Annotated in this window: 19 protein-coding genes and 1 pseudogene; 7 read left to right on the top strand and 13 right to left on the bottom strand. The window is 63.0% G+C overall.

Annotation, left to right across the window (positions count from 1 at the left end; all coding sequences use genetic code 11):
• Positions 1 to 499 precede the first annotated feature (499 nt).
• From BCEP18194_RS28535 to BCEP18194_RS28550, 4 genes are all read right to left on the bottom strand, one after another.
• Positions 500 to 1,480: a sulfonate ABC transporter substrate-binding protein gene (locus BCEP18194_RS28535; RefSeq protein ID WP_011354758.1), complete on the bottom strand. Its 981-nt coding sequence runs from the start codon at positions 1,478 to 1,480 to the stop codon at positions 500 to 502.
• A gap of 123 nt (positions 1,481 to 1,603) precedes the next feature.
• A complete protein-coding gene (locus BCEP18194_RS28540) occupies positions 1,604 to 2,443 on the bottom strand; it encodes a MerR family transcriptional regulator (protein WP_011354759.1) in 840 nt (279 codons plus the stop codon).
• A gap of 9 nt (positions 2,444 to 2,452) precedes the next feature.
• Positions 2,453 to 3,013 (bottom strand): GNAT family N-acetyltransferase, encoded by a 561-nt coding sequence (locus BCEP18194_RS28545; protein WP_011354760.1) that lies wholly within the window; start codon positions 3,011 to 3,013, stop codon positions 2,453 to 2,455.
• A gap of 87 nt (positions 3,014 to 3,100) precedes the next feature.
• A complete protein-coding gene (locus BCEP18194_RS28550) occupies positions 3,101 to 3,973 on the bottom strand; it encodes a LysR family transcriptional regulator (RefSeq protein WP_050781662.1) in 873 nt (290 codons plus the stop codon).
• A 126-nt stretch (positions 3,974 to 4,099) separates the two neighbouring features.
• Between BCEP18194_RS28550 and BCEP18194_RS28555 the strand changes: the two genes are divergently transcribed.
• Positions 4,100 to 5,098, top strand: coding sequence for a quinone oxidoreductase family protein (locus tag BCEP18194_RS28555; protein ID WP_011354762.1), 999 nt, complete (start codon positions 4,100 to 4,102; stop codon positions 5,096 to 5,098).
• Positions 5,099 to 5,157: 59 nt separating this feature from the next.
• Here BCEP18194_RS28555 and BCEP18194_RS28560 read toward each other — a convergent pair whose 3' ends face one another.
• Positions 5,158 to 6,672 (bottom strand): MDR family MFS transporter, encoded by a 1,515-nt coding sequence (locus BCEP18194_RS28560; RefSeq protein ID WP_011354763.1) that lies wholly within the window; start codon positions 6,670 to 6,672, stop codon positions 5,158 to 5,160.
• A 230-nt stretch (positions 6,673 to 6,902) separates the two neighbouring features.
• On the opposite strand from BCEP18194_RS28560, the gene BCEP18194_RS28565 reads away from it, so the two are divergent.
• Complete coding sequence (locus tag BCEP18194_RS28565; RefSeq protein ID WP_011354764.1) at positions 6,903 to 8,462, top strand: methyl-accepting chemotaxis protein; 1,560 nt, start codon at positions 6,903 to 6,905, stop codon at positions 8,460 to 8,462.
• Positions 8,463 to 8,518: 56 nt separating this feature from the next.
• Here the strand turns inward: BCEP18194_RS28565 and BCEP18194_RS28570 are convergent, their stop codons facing one another.
• Both BCEP18194_RS28570 and BCEP18194_RS28575 read right to left on the bottom strand, forming a co-directional pair.
• On the bottom strand, positions 8,519 to 10,186 hold the full coding sequence (locus BCEP18194_RS28570) for an ATP-binding domain-containing protein (RefSeq protein WP_011354765.1): 1,668 nt from the start codon (positions 10,184 to 10,186) through the stop codon (positions 8,519 to 8,521).
• A 132-nt stretch (positions 10,187 to 10,318) separates the two neighbouring features.
• Positions 10,319 to 11,173, bottom strand: coding sequence for a helix-turn-helix domain-containing protein (locus tag BCEP18194_RS28575; protein WP_006485970.1), 855 nt, complete (start codon positions 11,171 to 11,173; stop codon positions 10,319 to 10,321).
• Between the two features lie 224 nt (positions 11,174 to 11,397).
• Here BCEP18194_RS28575 and BCEP18194_RS28580 point away from each other — a divergent pair, with 224 nt between their 5' ends.
• Positions 11,398 to 12,732, top strand: coding sequence for an NAD(P)/FAD-dependent oxidoreductase (locus BCEP18194_RS28580; RefSeq protein ID WP_011354766.1), 1,335 nt, complete (start codon positions 11,398 to 11,400; stop codon positions 12,730 to 12,732).
• Positions 12,733 to 12,814: 82 nt separating this feature from the next.
• Positions 12,815 to 13,909 carry a potassium channel family protein gene (locus tag BCEP18194_RS28585; protein ID WP_041493251.1) on the top strand — a complete coding sequence of 365 codons (1,095 nt, stop codon included), beginning with the start codon at positions 12,815 to 12,817 and terminating at the stop codon, positions 13,907 to 13,909.
• A gap of 1,097 nt (positions 13,910 to 15,006) precedes the next feature.
• Here BCEP18194_RS28585 and BCEP18194_RS28590 read toward each other — a convergent pair.
• A pseudogene (locus BCEP18194_RS28590) lies at positions 15,007 to 15,350 on the bottom strand (transposase); the annotation flags it as partial.
• A 771-nt stretch (positions 15,351 to 16,121) separates the two neighbouring features.
• Between BCEP18194_RS28590 and BCEP18194_RS28595 the strand changes: the two are divergent.
• The 3 genes from BCEP18194_RS28595 to BCEP18194_RS28605 are packed head-to-tail and all read left to right on the top strand — an operon-like array spanning position 16,122 to position 19,305.
• A complete protein-coding gene (locus BCEP18194_RS28595; RefSeq protein WP_041493252.1) occupies positions 16,122 to 16,922 on the top strand; it encodes an FkbM family methyltransferase in 801 nt (266 codons plus the stop codon).
• 53 nt (positions 16,923 to 16,975) lie between these two features.
• Entirely contained in the window at positions 16,976 to 18,007 is a 1,032-nt protein-coding gene (locus BCEP18194_RS28600) for an aKG-HExxH-type peptide beta-hydroxylase (protein WP_011354770.1), read from the top strand.
• Entirely contained in the window at positions 18,007 to 19,305 is a 1,299-nt protein-coding gene (locus BCEP18194_RS28605) for an MFS transporter (protein WP_157687283.1), read from the top strand. Before BCEP18194_RS28600 ends, BCEP18194_RS28605 begins: the two co-directional genes overlap by 1 nt.
• A 128-nt stretch (positions 19,306 to 19,433) precedes the next feature.
• On the opposite strand, the gene BCEP18194_RS28610 is transcribed toward BCEP18194_RS28605, so the two are convergent.
• From BCEP18194_RS28610 to BCEP18194_RS38850, 5 genes are all read right to left on the bottom strand, one after another.
• A complete protein-coding gene (locus BCEP18194_RS28610; RefSeq protein ID WP_011354772.1) occupies positions 19,434 to 20,045 on the bottom strand; it encodes an ATP-dependent Clp protease proteolytic subunit in 612 nt (203 codons plus the stop codon).
• Between the two features lie 917 nt (positions 20,046 to 20,962).
• The gene (locus BCEP18194_RS28615; RefSeq protein ID WP_011354773.1) at positions 20,963 to 22,333 is read right to left on the bottom strand and encodes an MmgE/PrpD family protein; all 1,371 of its coding nucleotides are present in this window, start codon (positions 22,331 to 22,333) and stop codon (positions 20,963 to 20,965) included.
• A 77-nt stretch (positions 22,334 to 22,410) separates the two neighbouring features.
• A complete protein-coding gene (locus BCEP18194_RS28620; RefSeq protein WP_011354774.1) occupies positions 22,411 to 24,045 on the bottom strand; it encodes a GMC family oxidoreductase in 1,635 nt (544 codons plus the stop codon).
• A 47-nt stretch (positions 24,046 to 24,092) separates the two neighbouring features.
• Positions 24,093 to 25,625 carry an aldehyde dehydrogenase gene (locus BCEP18194_RS28625; protein ID WP_244273100.1) on the bottom strand — a complete coding sequence of 511 codons (1,533 nt, stop codon included), beginning with the start codon at positions 25,623 to 25,625 and terminating at the stop codon, positions 24,093 to 24,095.
• Positions 25,582 to 26,070 carry a cupin domain-containing protein gene (locus BCEP18194_RS38850; RefSeq protein ID WP_011354776.1) on the bottom strand — a complete coding sequence of 163 codons (489 nt, stop codon included), beginning with the start codon at positions 26,068 to 26,070 and terminating at the stop codon, positions 25,582 to 25,584. Before BCEP18194_RS38850 ends, BCEP18194_RS28625 begins: the two co-directional genes overlap by 44 nt.
• Positions 26,071 to 26,273 lie beyond the last annotated feature (203 nt).

The following is a 26,273-nucleotide window of genomic DNA, read 5'->3' on the forward strand; positions in this document are numbered from 1 at the left end:
GAGAAAAAATATACGAAGATTTGCTCTGTTAAAAGAGCGCGTGAAGCATCAAGGAGGGAGTGGACAACGAATACCGCTGAGGAGCGATCAATTGATGAACAGCAATCGGACTTCTTGAACTTCGGACGATACACTAACCGCTGGGCGGTGGTGACGTCAATCGTTAACTTGTAACTGTTTCCCCTGACGGTCCGTTTTGCGGATGAGGCGATGTGGCCCCGGCTGGCTGCGCGCGCCACCCGGCATGACGTCCAGGTCGGGGAGGGCCTGATGTGATCGATGGCCCTGAACGACCCGAAGAGGCCTTTCGGACCACGGGTCATCTTGCGACGGGGGAATCGCTTCGCGGTCGTCCACGATCGGCACGAAAGCGAGACCCGCACTCTAGCCGAACGCCGACACTTCGTCTCGCGTTTCCGGAAGCACCCGGCAAGAACAAAAAAGGCCGACGAGTCATGCGCCCGTCGGCCTTTTTGACCAGTTGCGCGCTGCGTTTCCGCTATTTCGCCGCGAGCGCACTCGCCCCACTTTTGTCGACCCATGCGTTGTCGGCCACGCTCAGCTTCTGCGGAATTAGCTTCGCTGCATAAAACGCATCGGCGACACCTTGCTGGGCCGCGACGATCTTGTCGTCGAGCGGCACCGCGCCGAACGGGACACGCTTGATCCACGTTTCGACGAGCGGCTGCGGCAGGCCGACCTTCGGTGCGATCAGCGCGGCCGTGTCGGCCGGATGCGTGTTGACCCACTGGCCCGTCTCGCGCGCCTGCTTCAGGATCGCGCCGACCACGTCGGGATGCTGCTGCGCGAAGTCTCGCGTCGCTTCGTAGAAGTTGTTGGTCGCCGCGAGGCCCGTGTAGTCGGACAGCGTGCGCACCTTCAGCGCGTTTTGCGCGGCTGCATAGTACGGATCCCAGACGACCCAGGCATCGACGTTGCCGCTCTCGAACGCGGCGCGCGCGTCGGCCGGCGCAAGGTACACCGGGCGGATTTCGTCGTAGCGCACGCCGGCTTTCTTCAGTGCTTCGAGCAGCAGGTAGTTCGCGCTCGAGCCCTTCTGCAACGCGATCTTCTTGCCGCGCAAGCCGGCGACCGAGCGGATCGGCGAATCGGCCTTCACGACCACGGCTTCGTTGTGCGGTGCCGGCGGTTCCGCGCCGACATAGACGAAGTGCACGCCGGCCGCCTGCGCGAACACGGGCGGCGGCGCACCCGTATAGCCGAAGTCGATGCTGTTCGCGTTCAGCGCCTCGAGCAGTTGCGGGCCGGCCGGGAATTCGAACCACTGCACGCCATAGCCGAGCGGCTTGAGCCGCGCTTCGAGCGAACCTTGCGCCTTGATGACCGACAGCAGGCCGGCTTTCTGGTAGCCGATGCGCACGACCTTGTCGGCGGCGCCTTGCGCGAAGGCCGGCGTGGCGGACAGCGCGACGAGCGTGACGGCGGCGGTGCGGGCGATCCAGCGGGTAAAACGAATCATCGAACGGACTCCATGCAAAACATCTTCGGGCGAGCGTCAGTGACGCTCGGTTGGAAGAATCGTCGCATGGGCGATCGTGCCCGCAAACGAAGCATTGCCGATATCAATATGACGGCGGCGTGGCTATGCTTCGTCGCTGCCGTCTTTCGATGCCGCTGTGTCGGACTGCCGCGCGGCCTCGTCGCTGAGCTTCTTGTCGAGGATCGTTGCGACGCGGCCGCCGAGATACGCGCTCGCCGCGGTTTCCAGCGCACGGTTCGTCTCGCCTTCGACGAACACGGCCGCGAGCGGACGCAGGCGCCAGATCGCGTCGACCAGCTCGGGCACGTCGGTGGCGGGCGGCAGCGTGCCCGCGTCGTAGCGGTCGAGCCGCTTCACGACGAGATCGACGAGCAGTCGCGCGATCGCGTCGAAATGCGGCCGCGCGAGGCTGATCACGTCGAGCAGTTCGCGCGGCGGGATGCCTTCCTTCGTCATCGCGGCGGCTGCCTCGAGCAGCGCGGGGCTCTTCGCGACGAACGACAGGCCGCGTCGTTCGAGCAGGCCGAGTTCGGTCACGCGTGACAGCTGCGTGGTCGCCTGCGGGCCGAACATCTGAGCGAGCGCGGCGAGCGAATAGGTCTTCGGCAGTTCGTGCGACCAGCGGCCGCCGATCGCATTTTCAAGGCCGAGGATCGAGCGCAGGTCATGGCCTTCGTCGATCGCCTTGATCAGGTCCTGGATGTTCGACAGCGTGTAGCCGCGCGCGAGCAGGTGGTTGATCACCTTCAGTCGTGCGACATGCGTGTCGTCGTAGATGCCGACGCGGCCGCGCTTTTCAGGCGGTGCGAGCAAACCGCGATCCTGGTATGCGCGGACGTTGCGCACGGTCGTGTCGGACACGCGCGCGAGTTCGTCGACCGTGTACTCGTTGCGGGAGTCCGGCGCCGCCTCGTCGGGTGTGGAATGAGTCTGTTTTGACATGCGGCCATTCTAGCGCGACGAGGCAGGCTCGGGCGAGACGGGGAGCGTGCGTGCGCCTTCGCCGAGCGGGCGCTGCAGCAGCGCCGTATCGATCCAGCGGCCGTGCTTGAAACCGGCCGCCTTCAGCATGCCGGCCGGCTCGAAGCCGAACGCGCGATGCAGCGACGTCGAGCCGCCGGTGCCGCCGTCGGCGATCACCGCGATCATCTGCCGCCACGGGCCGGCCTCGCAGCGTTCGATCAGTGCGGCGAGCAGTGCGCGGCCGATCCCGCGCCCGCGCTGCGCATCGTCGATGTAGATCGAATCCTCGATCGTGAAGCGGTACGCGCTGCGCGTGCGGTACGGCGTCGCGTACGCGTAGCCGGCTACGCGGCCATCGCATTCGGCGACGAGGTACGGCAGCCCTTGGCGCAGCACCGCGTCGCGACGCGCGCGCAGTTCGGCGACGTCGGGCGGCGTTTCCTCGAACGACGCGACGCTGTGGTGCACGTGGTGCGCATAGATCGCGTGGATCGCCTCGAGGTCGGCGTCGGTCGCGTCGCGGACGACGCAGGCGGGAGCGGTGGGCATGGCGGCGGGTCCGGCGAATTCAGAACGCAAACCGCTACTATGCCGGCCGTCGGAGCGCGTGGCAAAGCCGCGTGCGGAGGCACTCGCCTACAGTCGGCCGTCCGCCGCGTGCACGGCTTCGGCGATTGCATCGGCGACACGTTGCACGCGCGGCGACCGGCGCACGTCCGGGTGGACCACGAGCCAGATCTCGCGCTCGATGTCGCAACGCGGCGCGGCCGTCAGCTCGACGAGCGGCGCACCGGCGTGCGCAGCCGGATCGTCGACGAGAAACCTCGGCAGCAGCGCGACGCCGGCACCGGCCGCGCACGCGCGATGCTGCGCGGCCAGGTCGTTGGTGACGAACGCGAAACGGCGCCCGGCCGCGAAGCGGGCGAGCCACTGGTGCTGCGGCGTTTGCGCGAGCGCGTCGTCGTAGCCGACGAACGGCCAGGTGTCGGGCGGCGCGTCGGCCCATTCCGGTGCGGCGCACAGTGCGAAGCGCATCGTGCCGAGCCGGCGTGCGGCGAGCCCCGGCTCGGTCGGCCGCGACAGCCGCACCGCGAGATCGGCTTCGCGCGCGTACAAGTTCGCCGCGTGCATCTCGCCCAGCAGGTCGATGCGCAGTGCCGGCCACGCGCGCTGCGCGCGGGCGAGCCGCGGCGCGAGGAAATGACTGGCGAACACCGGCGACGCCGATACGCGCACCACGCCGTCGAGCGCCGCCGCGCCCTGGGCGGCGCGCGCGAACGCATGCGCGTCGGTTTCGAGGCGTGTCGCGTGCTCGGCGAGGTGCAGCCCTTCGTCGGTCGGCGGCCAGCCGCGCGGCAGCCGGTCGAACAGCCGGATGCCGAGCGCGGACTCCAGCGCGTCGATGCGCCGCGCGACTGTCGAATGCTGAACCTGTAGCGCCCGCGCGGCAGCCGACAGGCTGCCGCTGCGCATCACCGCAAGGAAATAGCGGATGTCGTCCCAGCTCATCGGCAGCGCGGGAACGGGATCCGGATCGGTCGAATTTTGCACAGTAGATGGGCGATTGGCGGGAATTCCGATCGATTATGCACGATGGGATGATCGTGTCACTTCAATTCGATTGTGAGGAACGTCATGACCCAGCCTGTCACCGCCATCCGGATCGGGATCGACCGTTACGGCGACGCCGGCGTGCTGCGCCGCGTCGATGCACCCGTCGCGCCGCCCGGTGCCGGCGAAGTACGGATTCGCCAGACCGCGATCGGCGTGAATTTCGTCGACATCTATTTCAGGACGGGCGCGCACGCGTTGCCGGCGCTGCCCGATGCGCTCGGCGTCGAGGCGGCCGGCGTGATCGACGCGGTCGGGCCGGGCGTGACGGATCTCGTCCCCGGCCAGCGTGTCGCGTATGCGGGCATGCCGACCGGCAGCTATGCGAGCCTGCGCACGATGCCGGCCGAGCGCGTGCTGCCGATCCCCGACGGGTTGAGCGACGAAGCCGCCGCGGCCGGGCTGCTGAAAGGGATCACCGTCTACATGCTGCTGCATCACGTCCGGCAGGTCGGCGCCGGCGACACGGTGCTCGTGCATGCGGCGGCCGGCGGCGTCGGGTTGCTGGCGACGCAATGGGCGCGTGCGCTCGGCGCGCGGGTGCTCGGCACGGTCGGGTCGGCCGCGAAGGCCGCGCTTGCGCGTACGCATGGCGCCGAGGCGGTCGTCGATTACCGCGAGGAGGATTTTGTCGCGGCGGCACGCGCGTTCGGCGGCGGCGCGGGGGTCGATTTTGCGATCGACGGGATCGGCGGCGACGTGCTGACGCGCACGCTCGGCGCGGTTCGTCCGTTCGGGATGGTCGCGAGCATCGGGCAGGTGGCCGCGATCGGCGTGCGGCAGACGTTCGATCTCGACGAGCTGGGGCCGGTGCGGTCGATCGCGCTGGCACGGCCGAGCGTGCTCGGCTTCATCGCGCGTGACGTTGTCGGATATCGGGAGGCTGCGCGCGCGACGCTCGAACGGCTGGCGGGCGGGATGCACGTGGAGATCGGCGCGCGGCTGCCGCTCGAAGAGGCGGCCGATGCGCACCGATTGATGGAGTCGCGCGCGACGAAGGGTGGGGTCGTGCTGGTGCCTTGATAGCGGGAGGATGCGGATCGCGATACGGCTCGACGCGCGCGTCGCGATCCACGGGAGGCTCAGTTGTGCTTGCGCAGCGGCGCATCCTCGACGAACCACGCGAGCACGAACGCGATCGCAATGACGGTCGCCGCCGCCAGATACACGACATGCAGCGAACCGGCGAACGCATGCAGATACGCGTCGCGCACGGCATCCGGCAACTGATGCACGGCAGCCGGGCCGAGCGCGGGCGGCAGCTCCGTGCCGGCCGGCAGCGCAGCCATCACCCGCGACTGCAGCCCGTGCGAGAACAACGCGCCGAACGCCGCGACGCCGAGCGAGCCGCCGATCGAGCGGAACAGCGTCGCGCCCGACGTCGCAACGCCCATATGCCGGAATTCGACTGTGTTCTGCACGGCGAGCGTGAGCACGGGCATCACCATGCCGAGCCCGATCCCGAGCAGCGCCATGTATGCGTACATCGTGTGCAGCGGCGTATCGAGCGTCAGCGTCGACAGCAGCGCCATCGCGATGCCGCCGGCCAGCGTGCCGAGGATCGGGAACATCCGGTACGAGCCGAGCCGCGAGATCAGCCGGCCGCTGACGATCGACGTCACGAGCATCCCGCCCATCATCGGCAGCAACTGCATCCCGGCTTGCGACGGCGTCGAACCCTTCACGACCTGCAGGTAGAGCGGGATGAACGTGACCGAACCGAACAGCGCGATGCCGACGACGAAGCCGATCAGGCTGACCAGCACGAAGGTGCGATGGCGGAACAGTTCGAGCGGCATGATCGGCTCGGCCGCGAGCCGCTCTTCATAAATGAAGCCGCCGATCGCGACGACACCGAGCACGAGCGTCATCCACAGCTGCGGTGACGTCCACGGCAGCAGCGAGCCGCCTTCGCTCGTGAACAGGATCACGCAGGTGAGGGCGGTGGCGAGGAACACGGCGCCCATGTAGTCGATCCGGTGTTTCACGTGCGCGGTGTGCGGCCGGAACGCGACGCCGATCACCGCGAGCGCGAGAAAGCCGAGCGGCAGGTTGATCGTGAAGATCCAGCGCCACGACAGGTGTTCGACCAGGAAGCCGCCGAGCAGCGGGCCGATGATCGTCGCAAGGCCGTACACGCCGCCGAACATCCCCTGGTAGCGCGCGCGGCGATCGGGCGGCACCAGATCGCCGATCGCGGCCATCGTGACGACCATCAGGCCGCCGCCACCCAGCCCCTGCAGCGCGCGCAGCACGATCAGCTGCGTCATGTCCTGCGCGACGCCGCACAGCGCGGAGCCCGCCAGGAACAGCACGATCGCGGCCTGCAGCACGATCTTGCGGCCGTACAGGTCGCCGAGCTTGCCGTACAGCGGCAGCACGACGGTGGAGGAGAGCAGGTACGCGGTGACGACCCACGACAACTGGTCGAGCCCGCCGAGCTCGCCGACGATCGTCGGCAGCGCGGTCGACACGATCGTCTGGTCGAGTGCGGACAACAGCATGACGAGCAGCAGCGCGGCGACGATCAGCCCGGTCGGCGCGTCGCGGCGGGCCGTTTCGGCGGCCGGCGGAGTGAGGAGGGTGTCGGTTGTCATTGATATATCTGCCGTGGCAGGGAATTGTGTCGAACTATAGCGGCGGATGGTTGACTAGTCAATTTCTGCCCAGCCTCGATGTGTTGCAACCGTAACAGGAGATTGCCGGCCCGAAAAATTGACCGGGATCAGGGGAAAGCGGGGACGGACTCAAGTTTTTTGCAGGCAAACCGTAATCCAGAGTGCTGCGGACCGATTGCCGCGGCATTTTTCACCGCTCACGTCCCGTCATGAACCTGAACGCCCTGTTTTCCCGTTTCTCGATCCGTACGCGGATCTTCTCCACGCTCGGCCTCGTTGCCGTGCTGCTCGTCGTGTCGGGGCTGATCGGCCTCGCCGGCATGCAGAGTTCGAACCGCGCGCTCGACGAGGCTTATACGCAGCAACTGGCTGCGAAGACCGCGTTGTCCGCGGCCAGCCTGAACCTGACGATCGTGCGCACGACGCTCGACCGCGCGATGCTGCATCCGGAAGCGCCGGAAGTGCCCGATCTCGTCAAGAAGGCCGAGAACTATCTCGCGAAGGCCGACACCGCGTGGCGCGGCTATGCGTCGATGCCGCACGACGGCGACGAAGGCCCGCTCGCGAGCCGCCTCGACGCCGCACGCCAGGCACTGATCGGGCAGGCGCTGAAGCCGATGATCGACGCGGTCCGCGACGGCCGCCGCGACGAGGCCGACCGGCTGCTGATGTCGGTGGCGCCGCCGCTGTCGGTCGCGCTCACGCAGGCGACCGATGCGCTCGACGCGTACCAGGTCGCACGCGGCAAGGACGTGTACGACACCGCGCAGACCTATTACGGCTGGATGCGCGCGGGCGCGATCGCCGGTATCGCGTTCGGCCTGGCCGCGTGCCTCGGCTGCGCGATTGGTCTGCATTACGCGATCACGCAGCCGGTGAATCGCCTGCTGTCGCATTTTCGCCGCCTGTCGGACGGCGACCTGACGTCGGAAGTGCGCTGGTCGTCGCGCGACGAGATGGCCGAACTGGTCAAGGGCGTGACCGGCATGCAGCGCAGCCTCGCGGACACCGTGCGTCAGGTCAGCCAGGGTTCCGAAGCGATCTCGACGGCGACCCACCAGATCGCGGCCGGCAACACCGACCTGTCGCAGCGCACCGAGGAACAGGCGTCCGCGCTGCAGGAGACGGCCGCGAGCATGGAGCAGCTCACCGCGACCGTGAAGCAGAACGCGGACAATGCGGTGGAGGCGCAGGCCTGCGCGGATACCGCGAGCGAGATCGCCACGCGCGGCGCGACGGTCGTCGGCGAGGTGATCGGCACGATGAACGAGATCGACCAGAGCTCGCAGAAGGTCGCCGACATCATCGGCACGATCGAAGGCATCGCGTTCCAGACCAACATCCTCGCGCTGAATGCGGCAGTCGAAGCCGCGCGCGCGGGCGAGCAGGGCCGCGGCTTCGCGGTGGTCGCGGGCGAGGTGCGCACGCTTGCGCAACGCTCGGCTTCCGCGGCGAAGGAAATCCGCACGCTGATCGGCGAATCGGTCGAGCGCGTCGCGATCGGCTCGCGGCTCGTCGGCACGGCCGGCGCGACGATGCAGGACATCCAGCAGGCGATCGGACGCGTCACGGGCATCATGACCGAGATCGCGGCCGCGTCGAGCGAGCAGCGCGACGGGATCGAACAGGTGAACCGCGCTGTGTCGCAGATGGACCAGGTGTCGCAGCAGAACGCGGCGCTCGTCGAGCAGGCCGCGGCGGCGGCCGCGTCGCTGGAAGAGCAGGCCGACGGGCTGCGCCGCGCGGTCGGCGCGTTCCGCGTAGCCTGATCGACCGGCGTCGGCGACGGGGCGGGTGCCTGCCCGCCGGTCGCCGGCCCGTTACATCAGACGGCCGCGAGTTGCGCGGCCGCGCGCGACGACGCGACGATCAGCAGTTTCATCGTCGCACGCGTCGCGCCGACGAACAGCTTGCGCGCGGCACGCGCGTCGAGCGTGTCGAAGTCGACTTCGGTGAGGATCACGCACGGCGCCGACTGGCCCTTGAAGCGGTAGATCGAATCGAGCAGCACGTCGCCTTCGCGATACTCCGGGTTGCCGAACAGGTCGTACTTGCCGGTAAAGCTCTTGAGCCGATGCGGGCCGAGCTGGTCGAGCGGCGCGAGCACCGAGCCTTCGCGGCCGCGATACGACAGCACCGCAATGTCCTGCTTGCGGAAGCCGAGCGACAGCGCGTGCGTGATCGCCCGCTTGGTCGCGTCGATGCAGGCGTCGGCCAACGCGTCGCCCGACGCGCCTGCTTCCCCGTACGACGACACCGACGGATCCGAACCGTCGAACGGGCTGCCCGAGCGCAGCTCGGCCGCGAGCGGCTCGACCCGGCCGACGATGTCGCGCACGAATTCGAGCAGGTCGCGCGGGCTGCGGTAGTTCGTGAGCGCCTTCAGCGTGACCCAGCCCGGCAGTGCGACGGGTTCGCGCATATACAAATTCTGCAGCGGATCTTCCAGCCACCACCATGCGCCATCCGGCGCCAGCAAGCGCTCCAGGGCGGCTGCCCACGGCGCATGGAAATCCTGCCCTTCGTCGACGACCAGCACGTCGAAGCGCCAGTGCCCGGGGATCGGCGTTTCCGCGAAGCGCGCCTCGAGCCGCTCGAATTCGCCGGGTACCTGGAAGTCGGGCGTATAGCCGCCGTCGCGCGCGACCCAGTCGCATAGCTGGTGGTAGTTCGCGATCTTCGCGCCGGGCGGCGCGATGCGCGCGATGTAGTCGGCGAGCGGCCGGTTGAAGCACACGTAGAGCACGCGCTTGCCGGCCGCGACCGCATCGCGCATCGCCTGCACGGCGAGCTGCGTCTTGCCCGAGCCGGCCGTGCCGGTGACGCGCAGCCGGAACGGCGCGAATTCGAGCTGGCGCGCCCACGCGGCGAGCCCGCCCGACAGCCGCGTGACGAGCGTGCCGGCCTGGCCGACGAGCGCGCTCGTGTCGGGCGTGAGCGCGAGCTCGTCCGCGAGGAAATGGTGGAGTTTCGGTGCGTTCGGGAAGTGCTCGTCGTCCTCGGGCAGGATCTGCAGGATCACCTGCGCGAGCTGCGCCTTGCGCGACGCATCGACGATGCGGTCGGCCGCGACGCCGGCGATCGATGCGTCGCGGATCGAGTAGTCGGGGCAGTACAGCAGCGCCTCGACGCCATAGACACCGGCGCCGAGCGCGGCCGTCAGGCGCCGGTGCAGCGTTTCCTGCGTGCGCGCGAGCTGGATCGGGACATTGCGTTCCTTCTGCAGATAGACCTTCACGAGCCCCTTCGGCGTTTCGCGCAGGAAGCCGGCTTTCTGTTCGATCAGCAGCACACGGCCGGCCGGGCTCACGACGACGAACGCGGCCTCGCCGAACACCGAGAACGCCTGGTCGGCGCGGGTCCAGTGCACGCCGTGATACACGGTGTAGCTGTCGGGCAGCGCGTGTTCGAGCGCGGCGAGCGTTTCGCGCTCGCGTTCGGCCGCGCCGGTTGCGGCGAGGCTTTTCCAGTCGTCGGGGATGAGGCGGGCCATGGCGTCGGGCGGCGGATGCCGGCGTGGGCGTGAACAGGTGCGGCTATTGTACTGAGCTATCAACCTGTTCACGACACGACCGCCGTGCCGCGCGGACGTTGGCCGTCCGGAGGAAGGAACGGCCCGGGGGCGTTACCCGCGGGCGAGCCGTTTCGCGAGATCGGCGCTGAGGATCGCCATGCGCGCCGGCTTTTCGTAGCAGACGACGTCGAACGCGCGGATCACTTCGCTGATGTCGGCTTCGCTCGCGCGGCCGGTGAGCAGGTCGCCTGTCAGCACGAAGATCGGTGCGCCCGGGTTGTCGGACGTGCGCACGGCCTTGATCGCAGTGGCGGCCGTGCTGTCGTCGAACAGCCATTCGGTCAGGACCGCGTCGAACGCCTGGCCCTGCAGCGCATCGACGAACGGCGCGAGGCCGTCGAATGCGGCGGTCGCGAAACCCTGGCGTTCGAGATAGCGGCACAGCTCGGTCGCGCTGACGCGATCGGGGTCGATCACCGCGACGACGAGCTTGTCGCTCTCCGCACGGCGCGGATAGATCTCGATCTTGTGCACGTCGTACGCGTTCTGGTACAGCACGCCGGTGTGGCGCAGCACGCGCCAGCGGCCGTTTTGTTCATACGCGACGAATTCGGGGCGCGCGCCGGCTTCGAGCGGCGCGCCGATCCATGCAGTGCACGGAATCTCCGCGACGCCCGCGTAAAGGACGGCTTCCTGCGAATAGGCGCCGACCATGCCGGGGTCGAGCGTTTGCGCGCCGAACAGCTGGGCGGCGGGTTCGCCGTACGCTTCGGCGACTTTCTTGATCTGCGCGAGCGTCCAGGGGCTGCTGCCGCGCAGTTTGCGGTGGCCTTGCGAGAAACTCAGGTCAAGGATGCGGCACAGCTCGGTGGTCTGCTGGCGCTTGCCGATGCCGTTGCGGGTCATCAGCTCGCGCACGCGCTCGGCAACCGCGAGGGAATCCGTGGTGATTGCTTCAGTGGTCATGCTACGGGAACGGATCGTGACGTTCAGAACGACGCCTTGCGGCAGTCTCGACGGACAGTCTTCATGACGTCCAGGGGCGAGCCGACCGGCCACGCGCGGAAAAGATAACTTTACCGCAAAATGGTCGTTATCCAGTGTCGTGAAAGGTGCGTTTGTGTGAAAGGTGTGTCACGACGTTACCACCGAGGTCCGTATTCCGACGCATTAACGCCTGACAGGAAACAATGACAACAACCTATCCGCTGCACGATGCCCTGACCCTCGCCGGCACTCCTTTCCCGACCGACGCCGATATCGTGATCGCCGGAGCCGGCATCATGGGCTGCGCAGCCGCGTATTACCTGGGCCTGCGCGGCCTGAAGGCCGTCGTGCTCGACAAGTCGCGCATCGCCGGACAGCAGTCGACTCGTGCGTGGGGCTTCGTGCGGCAGCAGGGCCGTGAAGCAGCCGAGGTGCCGCTGATGATGGCCGGCATGCGGATCTGGGAAGAGTTAGAGGAAACGCTCGGTTTCGATCTCGAATGGCGGCAAGGCGGCTGTCTTTATATTGCGGACAACGAAACGGACTGGGCGTCGTTCAACGCGTGGCTCGCTGTCGCGCGCGAGCACGGGCTCGACACGCGCACGCTGACGCGCGCGCAGATCGACGAGCGTGTCAGCGGTCTTTCGCCGCAGGCACGCACGCTCGGCGGGCTGTACACCGCGACCGACGGGCAGGCCGAGCCGCGCCGCGTGGCCGCCGCGTTCGCTGCCCGTGCCGCCGAGGCGGGCGCACGCTTCTTCGAAGGCTGCGGCGTGACCGCGATCGAGACGGCCGGCGGTGCGGTGGCCGGCGTCGTGACCGAGCGCGGCACGATTCGCACGCGGCGCGTGATCTGTGCGGCCGGCGCGACCAGCTTCCGGCTGCTCGACGGCGTCGGCATCCGGCTGCCGCAGCAGGCCGTGCGCGGCACCTGCATGCGCACCAATGTGGTGCCGCCGGTGTCGGCGTCTACGGTGTGGGGCCACGGCCTCGGCATCCGGCAGCGCAAGAACGGTGCGATCAATCTCGCCGACGACATGCAGGTCGACGTCGACCTGACGCTCGGCCACCTGCGCGGGTTGAGCCTGTTCTGGCCGGAGTTCTGGTCGCAGCGCGACAAATTCCGGCTGCACGTGAACGGGTCCGCGTGGCGCGATGCGCTGGCCCGCATCAACGGTGCGACAGGGCCGATCGAGCCGCGCGATCCGCAGCCGCAGCCGAATCGAGCGCATGCGCCGCGCGCGCTCGCGAAGCTCAAGGCGATCTTCCCTGCGCTGAAGGATGCGCAGATCGTCGAGGCCTGGGCCGGCCTGATCGACGTGCTGCCCGACGGCATTCCGGTGATCGATGCGCCGGGCACGCCGTCCGGGCTCGCGATTGCGACGGGGTTCTGCGGCCACGGTTTCGCGATGGGGCCGATCGTCGGGCGGCTGCTTGCCGAATGGATCGACACGGGCGCGCCGTCGCTCGACCTGTCGGCGTTTCGCGCGCAGCGCTTCGTCGACGGCACGATGGTGCGGCCGCGCAGCATGTTGTAACGGAAGAATCGACGCGATGACGTCGGCCGGTCGCGGCCGACCCATCGTAGAATCGAGCCCGCATCCTTCAGGAGATTCCCCGTTGGCTTCGCCCTCCGCCCAGCGCCGCTCGTTGCGCTCACGCCTGCGTCGCGCCCGCAACCCGTGGCAGGCGCCGCGTGCGCGCACGTTGTTCACGCGTCCCGCGACGTCGCCGCGGCGCACGCTGCTGTTCCGTATCGGCGCGGTCGTGCTGCTGTGCACGCTCGCGTTCCTCGTGCTGTATCTCGATCGCGACGGGTTGCGCGATTCGACCAAGAGCACGCCGATGACCGTCGCCGATCTCGTGTACTTCACGATGGTCACGGTCGCGACAGTCGGCTACGGCGACATCGTGCCCGTCACCGCACGGGCGCGTCTCATCGATGCGTTCTTCATCGTGCCGATCCGCATCGTCATCTGGTTCATTTTCCTGGGCACGGCTTATCAGTTCGTGATCCAGCGCGTCGTCGAGGAATTCCGCATGAAACGCCTGCAAAAGCAATTGTCCGATCACATCGTCGTATGCGGTTATGGCCTGTCCGGCTCGATCGCGGTGCGCGAACTGCTCGAGAGCGGCGTCGATCCGGCGACGCTCATCGTGATCGATTCGCAGCAGCAGGCGATCGAGGCCGCGACGTCGCTCGGCGTGGCGGGATTGCTCGGCGATCCCGCGCACGAGGATCTGCTGCAGCAGGCGCAGGTGCGTGAAGCGAAGGCCGTGATCATTTCGGTGACCGACGATCCGACCGCGATCCTGCTCACGTTGTCGGTGCGCAGCATCGCGCCCGACACGAAGATCGTCGTGCGGATCCAGGAGAACCTGTACCAGCGGCAACTGCGGCAGGCGGGCGCCGACGTGATCGTGTCGTCGACGAAGATCGGCGCGCTGTTGCTCGCGGATGCCGTGCATAGCCGCTATATCGTGCCGTTCGTGAACGACATGCTGTCGACGCGTGGCCGCGCGACGCTGCTGGAGCGCGAGGCGATGCCGCAAGAGGTCGGTTGCATGACGAATGTCGTGCCGGGCGCGATCGTCGTCGGGCTCGATCGATGCGGGAAGATCTTTTCGTTCTACGAGGATCCGCCGTGCCGGATCGAGGCGGGGGACACGCTGGTCGTGATCCAGTCGGCGCGGATTCCCGATCCGGATATTTGAGGCGATTAGTCTAGAAAAAATTAACCAGTTCAATGCGCTGAGATATTTCATCCTAGGTAAATTTTTATCTGCGTGTACCGTGCGGGTATCTGGAATCCGCATCAATCCATATTGATCCTCGTTAAAATATATGACTCGAAGCCCGGTTGGGCGGCACTCAGCCGGTAACAGGTATTTTTCTAAAAAAATTTAATAAATTGGCCAATGCATCTTCATCAGGACCGCGTTTCGATCGCGGAGGTTGTTAAGGCGATTGCTATCTGTATGGTGGCACCTCCTAATGAGATGAGGGTGGATATTGAGGTACACGCGCGGTGCCCGTGTTCGCAGGTGAACCTGATCACCGTGACTCATCTTTGAGCCAGGCAGAGAATGAATCACAAAACATCATGATGGTCTGCGTAAGCCGAGCGCGAGGCAAACAATCGGTTCTGGATTGGTAGCATGGACGCAGAAGCGATGAAGCGGTTTTATCCTGGATGTATTTAGGTATCACTATAAAAATAAATGATCGATTCCCCACTCATTGGCGAGCGTCCGATTGCTCAGCGATGAGAAATGGTGGCGGTCAGGTCGCGCTCGCAGGGGCGGATACGTCCGCCGGATCGGGCTGCTTCGTTTGTCTGGCATCAAACATCTGCGTTGGAGTTATGCCTTCCATCATCCGCCATTGATGCGGCCGCTGAAGATACGCGTCAGCGTTCCCCTGCATCTGCTCTTGGGATAGCTAGCCTAGTTCGGTTTCGACGATGTCATGTGGCGGCTTGCCGCGAGTACGGCGCCGCGCGCTTCGCGTTGGCGGCGCAAGGTGTGACCTATGGCGGTCCGGCCGGCGGCACGGACATACAGAGCGCCTACCTGCCGCCTCCGGGCTTGTACGGTTCATGACCTCCGGCGCGCTGGGGGAAAAGGTCTGCAACAACGACGGACTGAGTCCAACGACCTCGATCAGGCTGCCGGCCGGAACCGCGGTTTCGGCCCGCCCTACGTCCATCCGTGGCAACTGTTCGGCGGCACGCCGGGCAGTTCGGTGGTTCCGAGCTACGGCTGGCGCAGCATCAATGTCAACGGCCGGCACCAGAGCTTCAGGGGCACGGCCGACATCTATACCGCTGCGTGTTGAGGCCGTAGTGATCCATGATGTAGGTTACGGCCGGCCTCTTCAGCGCGGGCGTGGCCACTTTTTTGTGGCGATATCCTGCAGGATCGCCTTGTTCAGGCTCAACTCCGCGACCAGCTTCTTGAGCCGCGCATTCTCGTCCTGGAACTGCTTCAGCTCGCGGACCTGGTTCGATTCCAGGCACTCGTCCTGCTTCTTCCAGCGGTAATGCGTCTGCTCGGAAATCCCCCACTGCCGGATTGGATCCGCCACCGGCATGCCCAACTCAGCCTGCTTGAGCGCCGCCACGATCTGCTCCACCGAGGACTGTTTACGTTTCATCGCCGACCTCCCGTTCACATTGGGAAACTCGCTACGAAACACGAACACTCATTTCTGTTCAGGATTTCTATAGCAGTTCACTGAGATCCGCCATGGCGACCTGGACGGTTGCTTAAGTGTAACAATCCCATGCATTGCCTCATTTGAAAGACCATCTCGCTATTTGACGATTCCTCATGGTCGCTTCTTTGCTTCTATAAAGTCATTGGGCGAAACAAAAATGTCTATTGCATCATTCCATGCGGATGGGGGCTACGTAGCGTTCTTCGATGTGTGGGGAAGCAAGCGTAAGCCAATGGAGGCGGCAATCGAATCATATCCACAAGGTGGCAGATTCAAGACGGTTTGTCGTTATTGGTTCAGTAGGCGAGAGTATCAGCGATGCTTGTTGCTTGATTGAGCGCTTGAGGAGTGGGTTGCGTCAACCAAATTCAATAAGATTGCACAATCCCGCTAAAAATTCAGTTATTTAATTTCATGTTTACTTGACATTCGAGGGCTTGCGCGAATAAATTCGTAAGCGCCATTGGCCAATGGCGCAGCGCTTCCACAACAGTGTGAAGCATCAACAATCTTCAAGAATGAGGTGAGTGATGCAACAAGATGTGCAGAAGCAGGAACAGAAAGTTTTGGACCCGACGAAAGTGTTTGCATTGACCCGAAAGGGATCGCCGTCCGTTTCGAGCGTGTCCAACTGATCTAGGTTTTCGCGATAAGTGCACCCCGCTTTTGGGGTGCATTGAAACCAACCGCCAAGAATCAGGACGCCGAGTGAAGCTCTACGACATTGTTAAAGTTGACGCGGAAGTTAAAGTACTTGATATCGGCTGCAGGCAAGTCGCGGGAGATCCCTCCAATTACACAAAACTTCACCGTCATGCTGCCGTCGGAATTGACTTGCCGGGCAATGGTGCGGAAACGGATTTCCAAGGGACAGTCATCTCGGCCGCGCTCGGCGACGGCAATGAACATGATCTGTACGTGTGCAAGCTGGAGACATGTTCATCGCTATACAAGCCGAATCTCGAGTTGATGAAAAAATATAACAATATTGCGGAGTGGCTCGAGGTTGTGAATGTGCGGAGAGTGCAGACGACAAAACTAAACGATGTCGATCTTCCATTCTATCCGGATTACATTAAATCCGATATACAGGCATCGGATCTGATGGCGATCAATTATGGTGAAAAATGGATAAAAACAGCGCTCGTAATTGAAATCGAGGTCGAGTTCGTCGAGCAATACCTGGGTCAGCCATTATTTTCGGATGTCGAAATCGAGCTGAGAAAGCTGGGCTTTCAGTTCTACACCTTTACCGGATATGGGTCGCGCTTGTTGAAGCCGCACTCCGATCCCGCAGACCCGTTTGCGCCGTCCGACCAATGGCTCTGGGCACACGCGGTGTTCATCACAAAGCGAAAGAGCGAGGCCACCGATCTTGAGATTCTGAAATTAGCCATGATTGCGCACGATGTCTATGGGGCCAAGGATCTGGCGGCTCATTATCTTGAGGAACTGGATCTTCGCAGCGGAAGTGCTTTGTGCAAAAAATACCTCGAGTATCAAGGGTAGTCTTGCCGAAGAGCGAAGTCGCCTGAAAATTCATCAGAATCACGAGGGCCATCATGGATGTAACAACTGCCAATTGGGCGGTTCCGGACGCAACGCGGGCGAAGCAACTTGTTTCAATGAACAACCAGGACGTATTGAACAGCCTGATCTATCTGGCTGAATTTGTCGATCTGGATAACGTACTCATTGAACGCATCAGCGCCTTTTCAGCGAGTGACATTGCGTGCGTGGCGCCACAAATTTACGCGGTCCACGAAATACTACGCATCTGCGCCGGGGCCGGGAATCGTGCGCGCGCCGAAGCCACCGTGACGGCGTTGATAGATGAGGTAAGCGCACGCCAGGACCGTACTTCGTCGAGCAGGCTGTTACGCTATGGAACAGGCTACGAGTCGGTAATTGGCGATGCGATGAGGGAGGTGTTCGCCAAGTCCTTTGCCGAAACATACGAAAGCAAGTACGCCGGCCGCGAGGTGGTGATGACTACGCCGGCAGTGCGCCATAAGCATTTGACGGACGACGCGATCTCGCTTGTGCTGGATGAAATCAAAAAAACTGACGAGATCCTGTTCGATGAGATTCAGGTGCTGGTCAAGGATATTATTGTATTCGACTCAAACGGTATCAATGCCGCAACCGAATTCAATACGCTTGGCGCTATCTACATTCGATCGTTCATGCCGGAAAGTGAGCATTGGTCGAGAATCGCCGAGCATATCGTGCATGAGGCAGCCCATAATTTGCTTTATCAAGTCTGGCTGAGGGAGCCAATAATTGACGACGACGATGGATTGTTTTATACGCCATTCCGTCAGGATCGTCGCCCGATGAGTGCGATTTTTCACGCGATGTTTGTACTGTCGCGCACTATTTTTTCCTTCGATAGATTGTTGGCCAACGCGGCGTCCGGGTTGTCGCCACGGGATATCAAGAGCAACTACAACGAGGCAAATAATGCCATCCCATTCAAGGAGAAATTTTTCCAAACAGTGAAGGTGATAGAGCAATCGAACAAAGCTACTGCCTTCGGCAAGAAAATTCTAGGGGATTGTGTGTCACTTGTTGAGTATAGCAGGAACGTATGATGCCACAGGATCGCTTGTTAACTCAGAGGCAAGAAAGAATCGAGGTTGCGAAGCTGCTGTTTGCGCAAGGGGCAGCGGTATTTTCTTTTCGCGCATTTCAGTTGTTATTTGCATGGCTCGTGCTTCGTGATGCTGGATCGGCAACATATCTCGCGAGCGTGATTGCCGTATCGTGGATTGTCAACTTGGTTGCCTTTCCGTTGGGTGGAGTGTTGATCGATCGGTATGGCGGGGTGAGGGGCATCAGATTCTCAGTTACGACCTCCTTTGCGGCGCTGCTATTCTTTATGTTGGGTGAGGTGTCGGGAGAGTTCAATCCTGTTGTTGCGGCGGCGGTATTGATACTGATGTCGGCGCTCGACGGCGTGATGTCGATTGCTCCCAATGCAATTATTCCGACGTTCGTTCAGGGAAGGGATCTGAATCGATATCTCGGGTATGCCGCCAGTGTCAATTCCATGCAAGTCATCGTCGGGGCGATCATCGGCGGCGCTTCGATGGCGGTGATAGGTGTGAAAGGCGCCATTCTCACGATTGCCATCCTGTTTGCGGCCTCCGTGTGTGCCGTATGGTCTCTTTCCTCAAGGAATCGTATTCGGGATCAGAAAGCGTCTGCTCGAGGAGTATTCAAGGAAACTTTTCTCGGGTTTCACGCACTTTTTAAAATCGACCCCGAAAAATGGCTGTGCGTTTCGTCGGTTGTCATCAATTTCGTGCTGACGCCATTTTTGTCGATCGTGATTCCAGCATTTATAAAATCCATGCTCCACGCGCCGGTGAGTTACCTGGCTGCATCCGAAATTTTGTTTGGCATAGGGATGCTGATTGGTGCTTTTATTGCGCCCAGGCTGATTGAGGCCGGAGTGTCACGGCTGAGAATCATCCTGTTGGGAAATTTGATGGTAGGCGCCGGGATAGTAGCCGTCATTTTCGTAAATTTTGATGTGCTGCGAGGTCTCATTGTGGCGACAATCGGATTTGCTCTGAGCCTGGGCAATGTAACATGTGGCTCGCTCAGGGGCTACGCCGCTCCAAATGATATACGAGGACGATTGGAAGCTGCGGTTTTTACCTGCTGTGTTGCGTCGATTCCGCTTGGAAGCTGGGTGTTTGGGTATTTCGTTTCGTCTGGTTCGATCGTCTACCTTGGCTACGCGATGACAATGGCAGGCATTGCGATCATATTGGCCCAGGCGGGTCTTTTAATATCAAAGAATACGGTCATTGTATTAACGTCACCTGAAAAAGAACTGAGTGGCTTGTACAGCAGGATGTATCCCGGCGCATTCAAGGGGTGATTTTTTGTACTTTTTCCCTTGGGAGGTGATGCGGGCAGCCATCCGGGGGGGCACGCGCCAGCGCGTGATCAGTTTTACAGGGGGGTATGTTGTACCACATACTCTCCCCGTAGCTTGTGCGACGATTGTTAGCGATTGTTGGTGCGGTTATCGATTTCGGATTCCGACGAAATAATCTTGTAGGCTAATCCGTACTGCACTGCCTCTTCCGCGCTCAACCAGAAATCCCGTGCGGTATCCGACGCAATCTTTTCGACGGCCTGGCCCGTGGCATCGGCAAAGATGCGATTCAGTCGGTCGCGCATTTTCACGATTTCATCCAGGTAAATGTTCAGATCGCTGGCCGGGCCGCGTGACTCGCCTGACGGTTGATGCAACAGGAAGCGCGTGTTGGGGAGCGTATAGCGATCCTCCTTGTTGGCCGCCAGGTAAATCAACGCACCAGCGCTGGCTACCCAGCCTGATCCAATGGTGATGACTCTGGGCTTGATGAAACGGAGCGTGTCGAAAATCAGATCGCCTGATTCAACGTGGCCACCCGGAGAGCTGATGAATACCTGAATGGGATCGTCGCTTATGTGGGCGAGCGCATGCAGATGCTGAACCACGTCACGGGCCATTCTCTGTTCAATTGTGCCGGTGATGAACACCTTGCGCGCACGTGTGAGGATATCGAACAGTTTGGCATTACCTTCTGACGACGGGTCTTTGGAATCTTCTTCTCGATCCAGGTTGTTCACTTGATTCTCCTGAAAAAATAGGCTCCATACTTAACCGCTAATCACTGGCGAAGTCGGTGAATGTCGACGAACTGCCACACTGGCTGACATTCATCAGACTATACCACCTGACTTTCGCCCCGGGGGGGCGCGGCCAGGCGGAATTCAGGTTGAATTACGCCTGGCCAGTACGACTTACGGTATGCAATCGGCGGCGACGTGGAAATGGATAGAGGCCACGCGCGGCCGATAAGATCAGTGGTTCAAAAAGATAGACAACCAATTCAATCGTTGCACCTGTCGCTCCAGCGCATGCATCGACGCCACCGCGTGTCGCGGCCGGTGGTGTACACCAGTGCCCGATCGCAGCGCGCGGACGAGCATCAACCGCGGGCCGTGCGAGCACACTGACGAGTCCAGCAGTCATAAACCCGAGTATTCTCAATAGTCGTTACTTTAGCGCCCCGAAAAGGATTGGCTCGAATTCCGAAGATTTGATATCAGGCTGAGCAGCTACCGCAGCGTGTCGTGGCGTATTGGGGTTGAGAATGGCGGGATTGTTTATTTGACATAGTTACCAATCTCGTCTGAATCGGGCGTCTGTAGAGTACACGTATCGCGACGATTGGTGCCGAAGGGGCAGGAGTGCTGTTGGTGGTGTTCGTTAGCCGTTCCGAGCCGAAATGTTTGCCGCGTTCGATTGTTGCCGGTGTTTGTGCCGTGGCTTGAGCTTCTTCGGGAGTAGGGACTCGCGTGCCCGAATTCCAGATGCCATGCAGGAAAGAGCTACGAAAATCGATCTACGTCAGTCAATCTAGAATTCCGATGATTTTGCACGAAGCCTTTGTGGGTAGTGGCTTCGGGTGATCACATGAATGTCGATTCATACCAGGGAATGTCGAAACACTCGGATTCCCGATCCGGATATCTGAGCACGCTCAGATCGACGTGCACGCGGCGAGTGCCCGCACGTCCGCAACGTGCTCGATATCCATCACCAGCGCCTCGAGCTGATCGACCTTCTCGCGAGGCAACACGATCGACGCGTTGTCTTCGAACTTGCCGATGATTTCTGCCTCGCTTGCCGGATTGGCCTGCGCGCCGCGATTGGCCGCCATCCGATGCTCGAGGGTCCGCGCGTCCTTCAGCTTGATCCTGACCCACCCGGGGAATGAACCGGGATAACCGGTATCGTCGGACTCCGTGAATTTCAGCCTTTGGGCCAGCTTCAGGATGCTGTCGTCCTTGATGGTTTCGTCGCTGAACGCCCTGAGCCCGACCTTGCCCCGGTGCAGCATCACCGACACGACATAAGGCAGGCTGAACTTGGCCGTGTACGCCGTTTTCGGCACGTAGCGATCTTCCCGCGGGTGGCAAAGCAGCTCGGCCTGCATCGGTGAAATGATGCATTCGATTTCCTCGATGTCATCCAGCGCGAACGGATTCGCTTGGCGGATCTCCTTCACGCAATCGAGAAATGCCTGCGTGTGATGGCAGCACGGGTACAGCTTGTACGCGATGTCGTTCACTTCCCACGTGGTCCCGAGATTGGCCACGGCTTTTTTCAGGTCGTAGTTGCCTTCCGGCAGAAAGGAATTGAAGAAGCCGTATCGTCCCTCGAACACGGTGTTCGGGCCCGTGACGCCTTCCTCGGCCAGGATGCTCGCGATGATCCCGCTGTACGCCGCCCAGCCGGGCTGAATCTGCTTGAGCGAGGACTTCGCGTTCAGGCACTCGAGAATGCCCGACGCCTGGCTGCCCGCGATGCCCAGCGCATTGCATTGCACGCCGGCGTCCAGGCCGTTCAGCTTGCCGGCGATCAGCACCGCGCCGAAGATCCCGACCAGCGACGTCGCATGGTAGCCCCTCATGTGGAAGACGCCGGGCGCGGCCATGCCGAGCCGCGTCGTCGTTTCGTAACCGGCGACGACGGCAGTGAGGAAATCCCTTCCGCTGGCACCGACCGATTCCGCGACGGCGAGGCTCGCGGGCACGACCACCGAACTGATATGGATCACCGAACCTTGATGCGTGTCGTCGAAGTCGGGGCCGTGGGCAGCACTGGAGTTGATCAGCGCGGCGGCGGCCGCGGAAAACTTCTCCGTGCCGCCGATGATCGACGATTCCGGGTGCGTGCCGATTCGCGCCATGGCTCGCTTGACCGCCTGCGCCGTGTCGTCTTGCGATGCGGCGAGGCAGATGCCGATCGTGTCGAGCACATGCAGCTTGGCGTTGGCCAATGCGTCGGCCGGGATGTCGGCGAAGTCGAGGTTCCGGGAGAACTGGATGAGTTGTTCGGAGAGGGTCATGTCAGGTATTTCGCGGTTTCGCTCGCATTACGCGGTTGTCTGAATGTCGGGGTTCGCGGTTCGATTCGTCGAATGGACTAACGCGTGTGCGTCCCGCTTGTTTCTCGGCGCGGTAGTGCGTCCTCACGAATCATGGCGGCCGCTTTCTCGCCGATCATGATGCAGGGCGCGTTGGTGTTGCCGGCGTTGATCGTCGGCATGATTGCGCCGTCGGCGACGCGCAAGCGCTGCACGCCATGAACGCGTAGCCGTGGGTCGACGACCGCCATCGCATCCACGCCCATCTTGCAGGTTCCGACCTGATGCCAGCCGCAGTTGCCGATGGTCTTGAGATGCTCGAGCAGGCGTTCATCGGTGGTGGCGCCGGGGCCCGGCGAAATTTCCTCGACGACGCGCTCGGACATCGGTCGGGCCGCCATGATTTCGCGCATCCGGCGCACGCCGCGCAGCGTGCGGATCGCGTCGTCCGGTGCCGCCAGGTAGTTGGGCTGGAACACGGGCGCTGTGAGCGGATCGGGAGAGGCGAGGTCGACCCAGCCGCGCGACGCCGGATTGAGCAGCACCACGCCGGCACTGAGGCCGGGGAAACGGTCGACGATGACGGCGCCCTTCGGGTGGAACGTGTAGGACAGGGGCCGCAGCACCAGTTGCAGATCGGGTTGCCCGAGATCCGCGGAGCTGCGCACGAAGGCCGCGCCCTGCGACGCGGAGATCGCCAGGACGCCGGTACGCGTCAGCAGATAGCGCGCGCCTTCGACATATTTGCGCAGCCCGGAAAGGCGCTGGTTATACGAGCTTCCCGGCGTGACTTTCCAGATCATCGGCGCAAACCAGTGGTCCTGGAGGTTTTGTCCCACGCCCGGCAGGTCCACGCGCGTGTCGATGCCTTTGGCCTGCAGTTTCGCGCCGTCGCCGATGCCCGACAGCATCAGCAGGTGAGGCGAATTGAGCGAGCCTGCCGAGATCACGATTTCCCGCGCCGCCTCGATGATTCGACTTTCGCCGTTCTGCAGGATCTCGATGCCGGTCGCCACGTTGCCTTGCATCACCACGCGCAGGACGCGCGCATTGCCGAGGACCGTCAGGTTGCGGCGCTGCAGGTGAGGCTCGATGAAGGCGTTGAAGGACGTCTCGCGGCGGCCGTCGCGGATCGTATGCTGCTGAAAGTCGACGCCCTCGTAAGGCGGCGCATTGAGGTCCTTGATATGGGGAATGCCGATACTGTCGGCGGCGCGGATGAAATCCTCGATCGCGGGGCTGCGGGTGACGGGATCGGACACACGCAGCGGGCCGTCTGCGCCGTGATGTTCGCTGGCGCCCCGCGCGTTGGATTCGGAACGCTTGAAGTAGGGCAGGACGTCGTCCCACCCCCATCCGTCGTTGCCGAGGCTTTTCCAGCGTTCGTAATCCAGCGGATTGCCGCGGATATAGACCATGCCGTTGACGGCGCTGGTGCCACCCATCGTGCGCCCACGCGGCCAGTAGATCTTGCGGTCGTGAATCTGCGGGCCGGCTTCGGTGAAATACGACCAGTTGTAGCGCTTTTCCAGAAACAGCCGCCCCATGCCCGCCGGCGAGCGGATCCAGAAATTGTCGGCCGGCCCGCCGGCCTCGATCAGCAACACCCGGTTCTGCGGATCTTCCGACAGCCGGCTGGCAACGGGGCAGCCCGCCGAGCCGGCACCCACGACGATGTAGTCATAAATTTCCATGTGCGTTTTCCTTGTGCCCGGGAAGGGCGTCATCTCCCGCGGCGGCTTCAGCTCGACAGTTGTTCTGCATAACTGACCGGTATGCCGATCGACTTGATTTCGACATAGCCGTCGAAACCTTCGATGCCGGCCTCGCGGCCGATCCCGGACTTCTTCCTTCCGCCGAGCGGCGAGTGATAGCCCGCGCTGGCGCCGTTGATATCGATTGCACCGGTCCGGACGCGTCTTGCGACGTTCACGGCCCGCTCGGTGTCGGCGGAGAACACGGCGCCGTGCAGCCCGTAGGCCGAGTTGTTGGCGATCGCCACGGCATCGTCGTCGGTGTCGAAGGACAGGATCGAGATCACCGGGCCGAAGATTTCTTCCTGCGCGATCACCGCATCCGGGTCGACGTCCGCGAAGATCGTGGGCTCCACGAACCAGCCGCGCGTGAGCCCCTTCGGCCGGCCGCCGCCGAGCACGAGCCGCGCTTCCTGCTTGCCTTTCGCGATATAGCCTTCAACCCGGTCGCGTTGGCGGGCACTGACGAGCGGCCCGATCTGGGTGAGCGGGTCGAACGGATCGCCGACCGGCATCGAACGAACCATCTCGACGAATGCGTCGATCAGTTCGTCCTTGCGGTGTTTCGAGACGAGCAGGCGCGTCTTGTTGCTGCACACCTGGCCCGAGTTGCGCAGCGAGCCCATCCGCAGCGACTCCACCGCCTTGCCGATATCGGCATCGTCGAGCACGATGGCGGGCGATTTGCCGCCCAGTTCGAGCGTGATGCGCTTGATGTCGTTTCCGCACAATGCGCCGAGGCGCTGGCCAGCGGCGCTGGAACCCGTGAACGAGACCTTGTCGACTGCCGGATGCAGGCAGAGGTACTCGCTGACCTCGCGGTCGGCAGGGAGAACGTTCAGTACGCCCTTCGGCAGGCCGGCCTTCTCCGCGAGTTCGGCCAGCAGACAGGCGTCGAGCGGCGTTTCGGGCGCGGGCTTGAGGATCGCGGTGTTCCCGGCCAGCAGCGCAGGGGCGAGCTTCAGGACCGCTATCTGCAGCGGCGCGTTCCATGGCACGACAGCGGCAACGACGCCGAGGGGTTCGCGTAACACGAGGCCGTTGCCGGTCACGGTGCGGCGGATCTGCGAAAACGGATAGTGCGGCGCCACCTCCAGGAACATGCCCAGCATGCTGATGGGCCCGCCAGCCTGCATCCATCGCGAGATCGAGATCGGGCAACCCATCTCCTCGGTGACGAGGTGCGCGATCAGGCTTTCGTGCTCGATCAGCAACTCGCGCAACCGGGCCATCACTTCCATGCGCTGGTGCAGCGACATGCGTGGCCACGGGCCATGGTCGAATGCACGGCGGGCAGCGGCCACGGCGGCATCCGCATCCACCTTCGACGCGGAGATGACGCTGGCCATCGTCTCTTCGGTCAACGGGGAAACGAGGTCAACGAAGTGCGTGGAGTCCGGCTTGACCCATTCTCCACCGATGTACAGCCGGTCGTTTCGGCCTTCCCAGATCATGATGGTTCTGCGCCCGTCGCGCTCAGCCCTTGATGTACTGGTCGAAGTTGTCGCCGAAGCTTGCACCTTCGCCGAGCGGTTCGGCGCGAACGACCGCGGCCAGCAGCGTGGCCGGCTGGCCGCCGGTTTCGCGCCAGCTGTGCTTGACGCCGCGATCGACGATCAGGTCGCCCGCCTTGAGTTCCACGCTGCCCGTTTCGAGCTCGAGGAGAACCTTGCCGCTCAGGACAACGACATAATCGATCGTGTCGGTCGTATGCCAGGCCGACGGCGCATCGGGCGAGGACGGGGAAAACAGCAGGAAGAACGTCGAACTGGTAAAGGTGTCCGTGCCGAACGGTGCCGCCGCCTCGTCGTTGCCGGCGTTGCTGACCGGATAGCCGTCCGTTTTCCAGATCACGGCCGGCACGCCCTGGCATTCGGGAATCTGGTTCAGCGTCTTGTCGGAAACCACGCAGGACTTGCCTTCGTTGTCGAGGCCCGTGACGATGCGGCGATGGGTGAATGCCATTGTTTTCTCCTGATGCGCGGCGAAGATTGCCGATCGTCGATCGATCGGTTTTGGGAATCCGGAATGGACAGGAGAAGGCTATCGGGTGGGGCAGCGCATGTCTGCTACCTGCCGAGGGGGCGCAATTACCCTAGGTCGTCGTTCGCATTGCCGCTGCGTGACCGGTTTCGTCGAGCCGGATACGGTGAAACTTGCCTGCCCGA

It is taken from the genome of Burkholderia lata (assembly GCF_000012945.1).
Taxonomy (GTDB): domain Bacteria; phylum Pseudomonadota; class Gammaproteobacteria; order Burkholderiales; family Burkholderiaceae; genus Burkholderia; species Burkholderia lata.

Bases quoted from the DNA above. Each gene is read 5' to 3' on its own strand.
- BCEP18194_RS28535 (WP_011354758.1), bottom strand. From the start codon at position 1,480: ATGATTCGTTTTACCCGCTGGATCGCCCGCACCGCCGCCGTCACGCTC.
- BCEP18194_RS28540 (WP_011354759.1), bottom strand. From the start codon at position 2,443: ATGTCAAAACAGACTCATTCCACACCCGACGAGGCGGCGCCGGACTCC.
- BCEP18194_RS28545 (WP_011354760.1), bottom strand. From the start codon at position 3,013: ATGCCCACCGCTCCCGCCTGCGTCGTCCGCGACGCGACCGACGCCGAC.
- BCEP18194_RS28550 (WP_050781662.1), bottom strand. From the start codon at position 3,973: ATGAGCTGGGACGACATCCGCTATTTCCTTGCGGTGATGCGCAGCGGC.
- BCEP18194_RS28555 (WP_011354762.1), top strand. From the start codon at position 4,100: ATGACCCAGCCTGTCACCGCCATCCGGATCGGGATCGACCGTTACGGC.
- BCEP18194_RS28560 (WP_011354763.1), bottom strand. From the start codon at position 6,672: ATGACAACCGACACCCTCCTCACTCCGCCGGCCGCCGAAACGGCCCGC.
- BCEP18194_RS28565 (WP_011354764.1), top strand. From the start codon at position 6,903: ATGAACCTGAACGCCCTGTTTTCCCGTTTCTCGATCCGTACGCGGATC.
- BCEP18194_RS28570 (WP_011354765.1), bottom strand. From the start codon at position 10,186: ATGGCCCGCCTCATCCCCGACGACTGGAAAAGCCTCGCCGCAACCGGC.
- BCEP18194_RS28575 (WP_006485970.1), bottom strand. From the start codon at position 11,173: ATGACCACTGAAGCAATCACCACGGATTCCCTCGCGGTTGCCGAGCGC.
- BCEP18194_RS28580 (WP_011354766.1), top strand. From the start codon at position 11,398: ATGACAACAACCTATCCGCTGCACGATGCCCTGACCCTCGCCGGCACT.
- BCEP18194_RS28600 (WP_011354770.1), top strand. From the start codon at position 16,976: ATGGATGTAACAACTGCCAATTGGGCGGTTCCGGACGCAACGCGGGCG.
- BCEP18194_RS28605 (WP_157687283.1), top strand. From the start codon at position 18,007: ATGCCACAGGATCGCTTGTTAACTCAGAGGCAAGAAAGAATCGAGGTT.
- BCEP18194_RS28615 (WP_011354773.1), bottom strand. From the start codon at position 22,333: ATGACCCTCTCCGAACAACTCATCCAGTTCTCCCGGAACCTCGACTTC.
- BCEP18194_RS28620 (WP_011354774.1), bottom strand. From the start codon at position 24,045: ATGGAAATTTATGACTACATCGTCGTGGGTGCCGGCTCGGCGGGCTGC.
- BCEP18194_RS38850 (WP_011354776.1), bottom strand. From the start codon at position 26,070: ATGGCATTCACCCATCGCCGCATCGTCACGGGCCTCGACAACGAAGGC.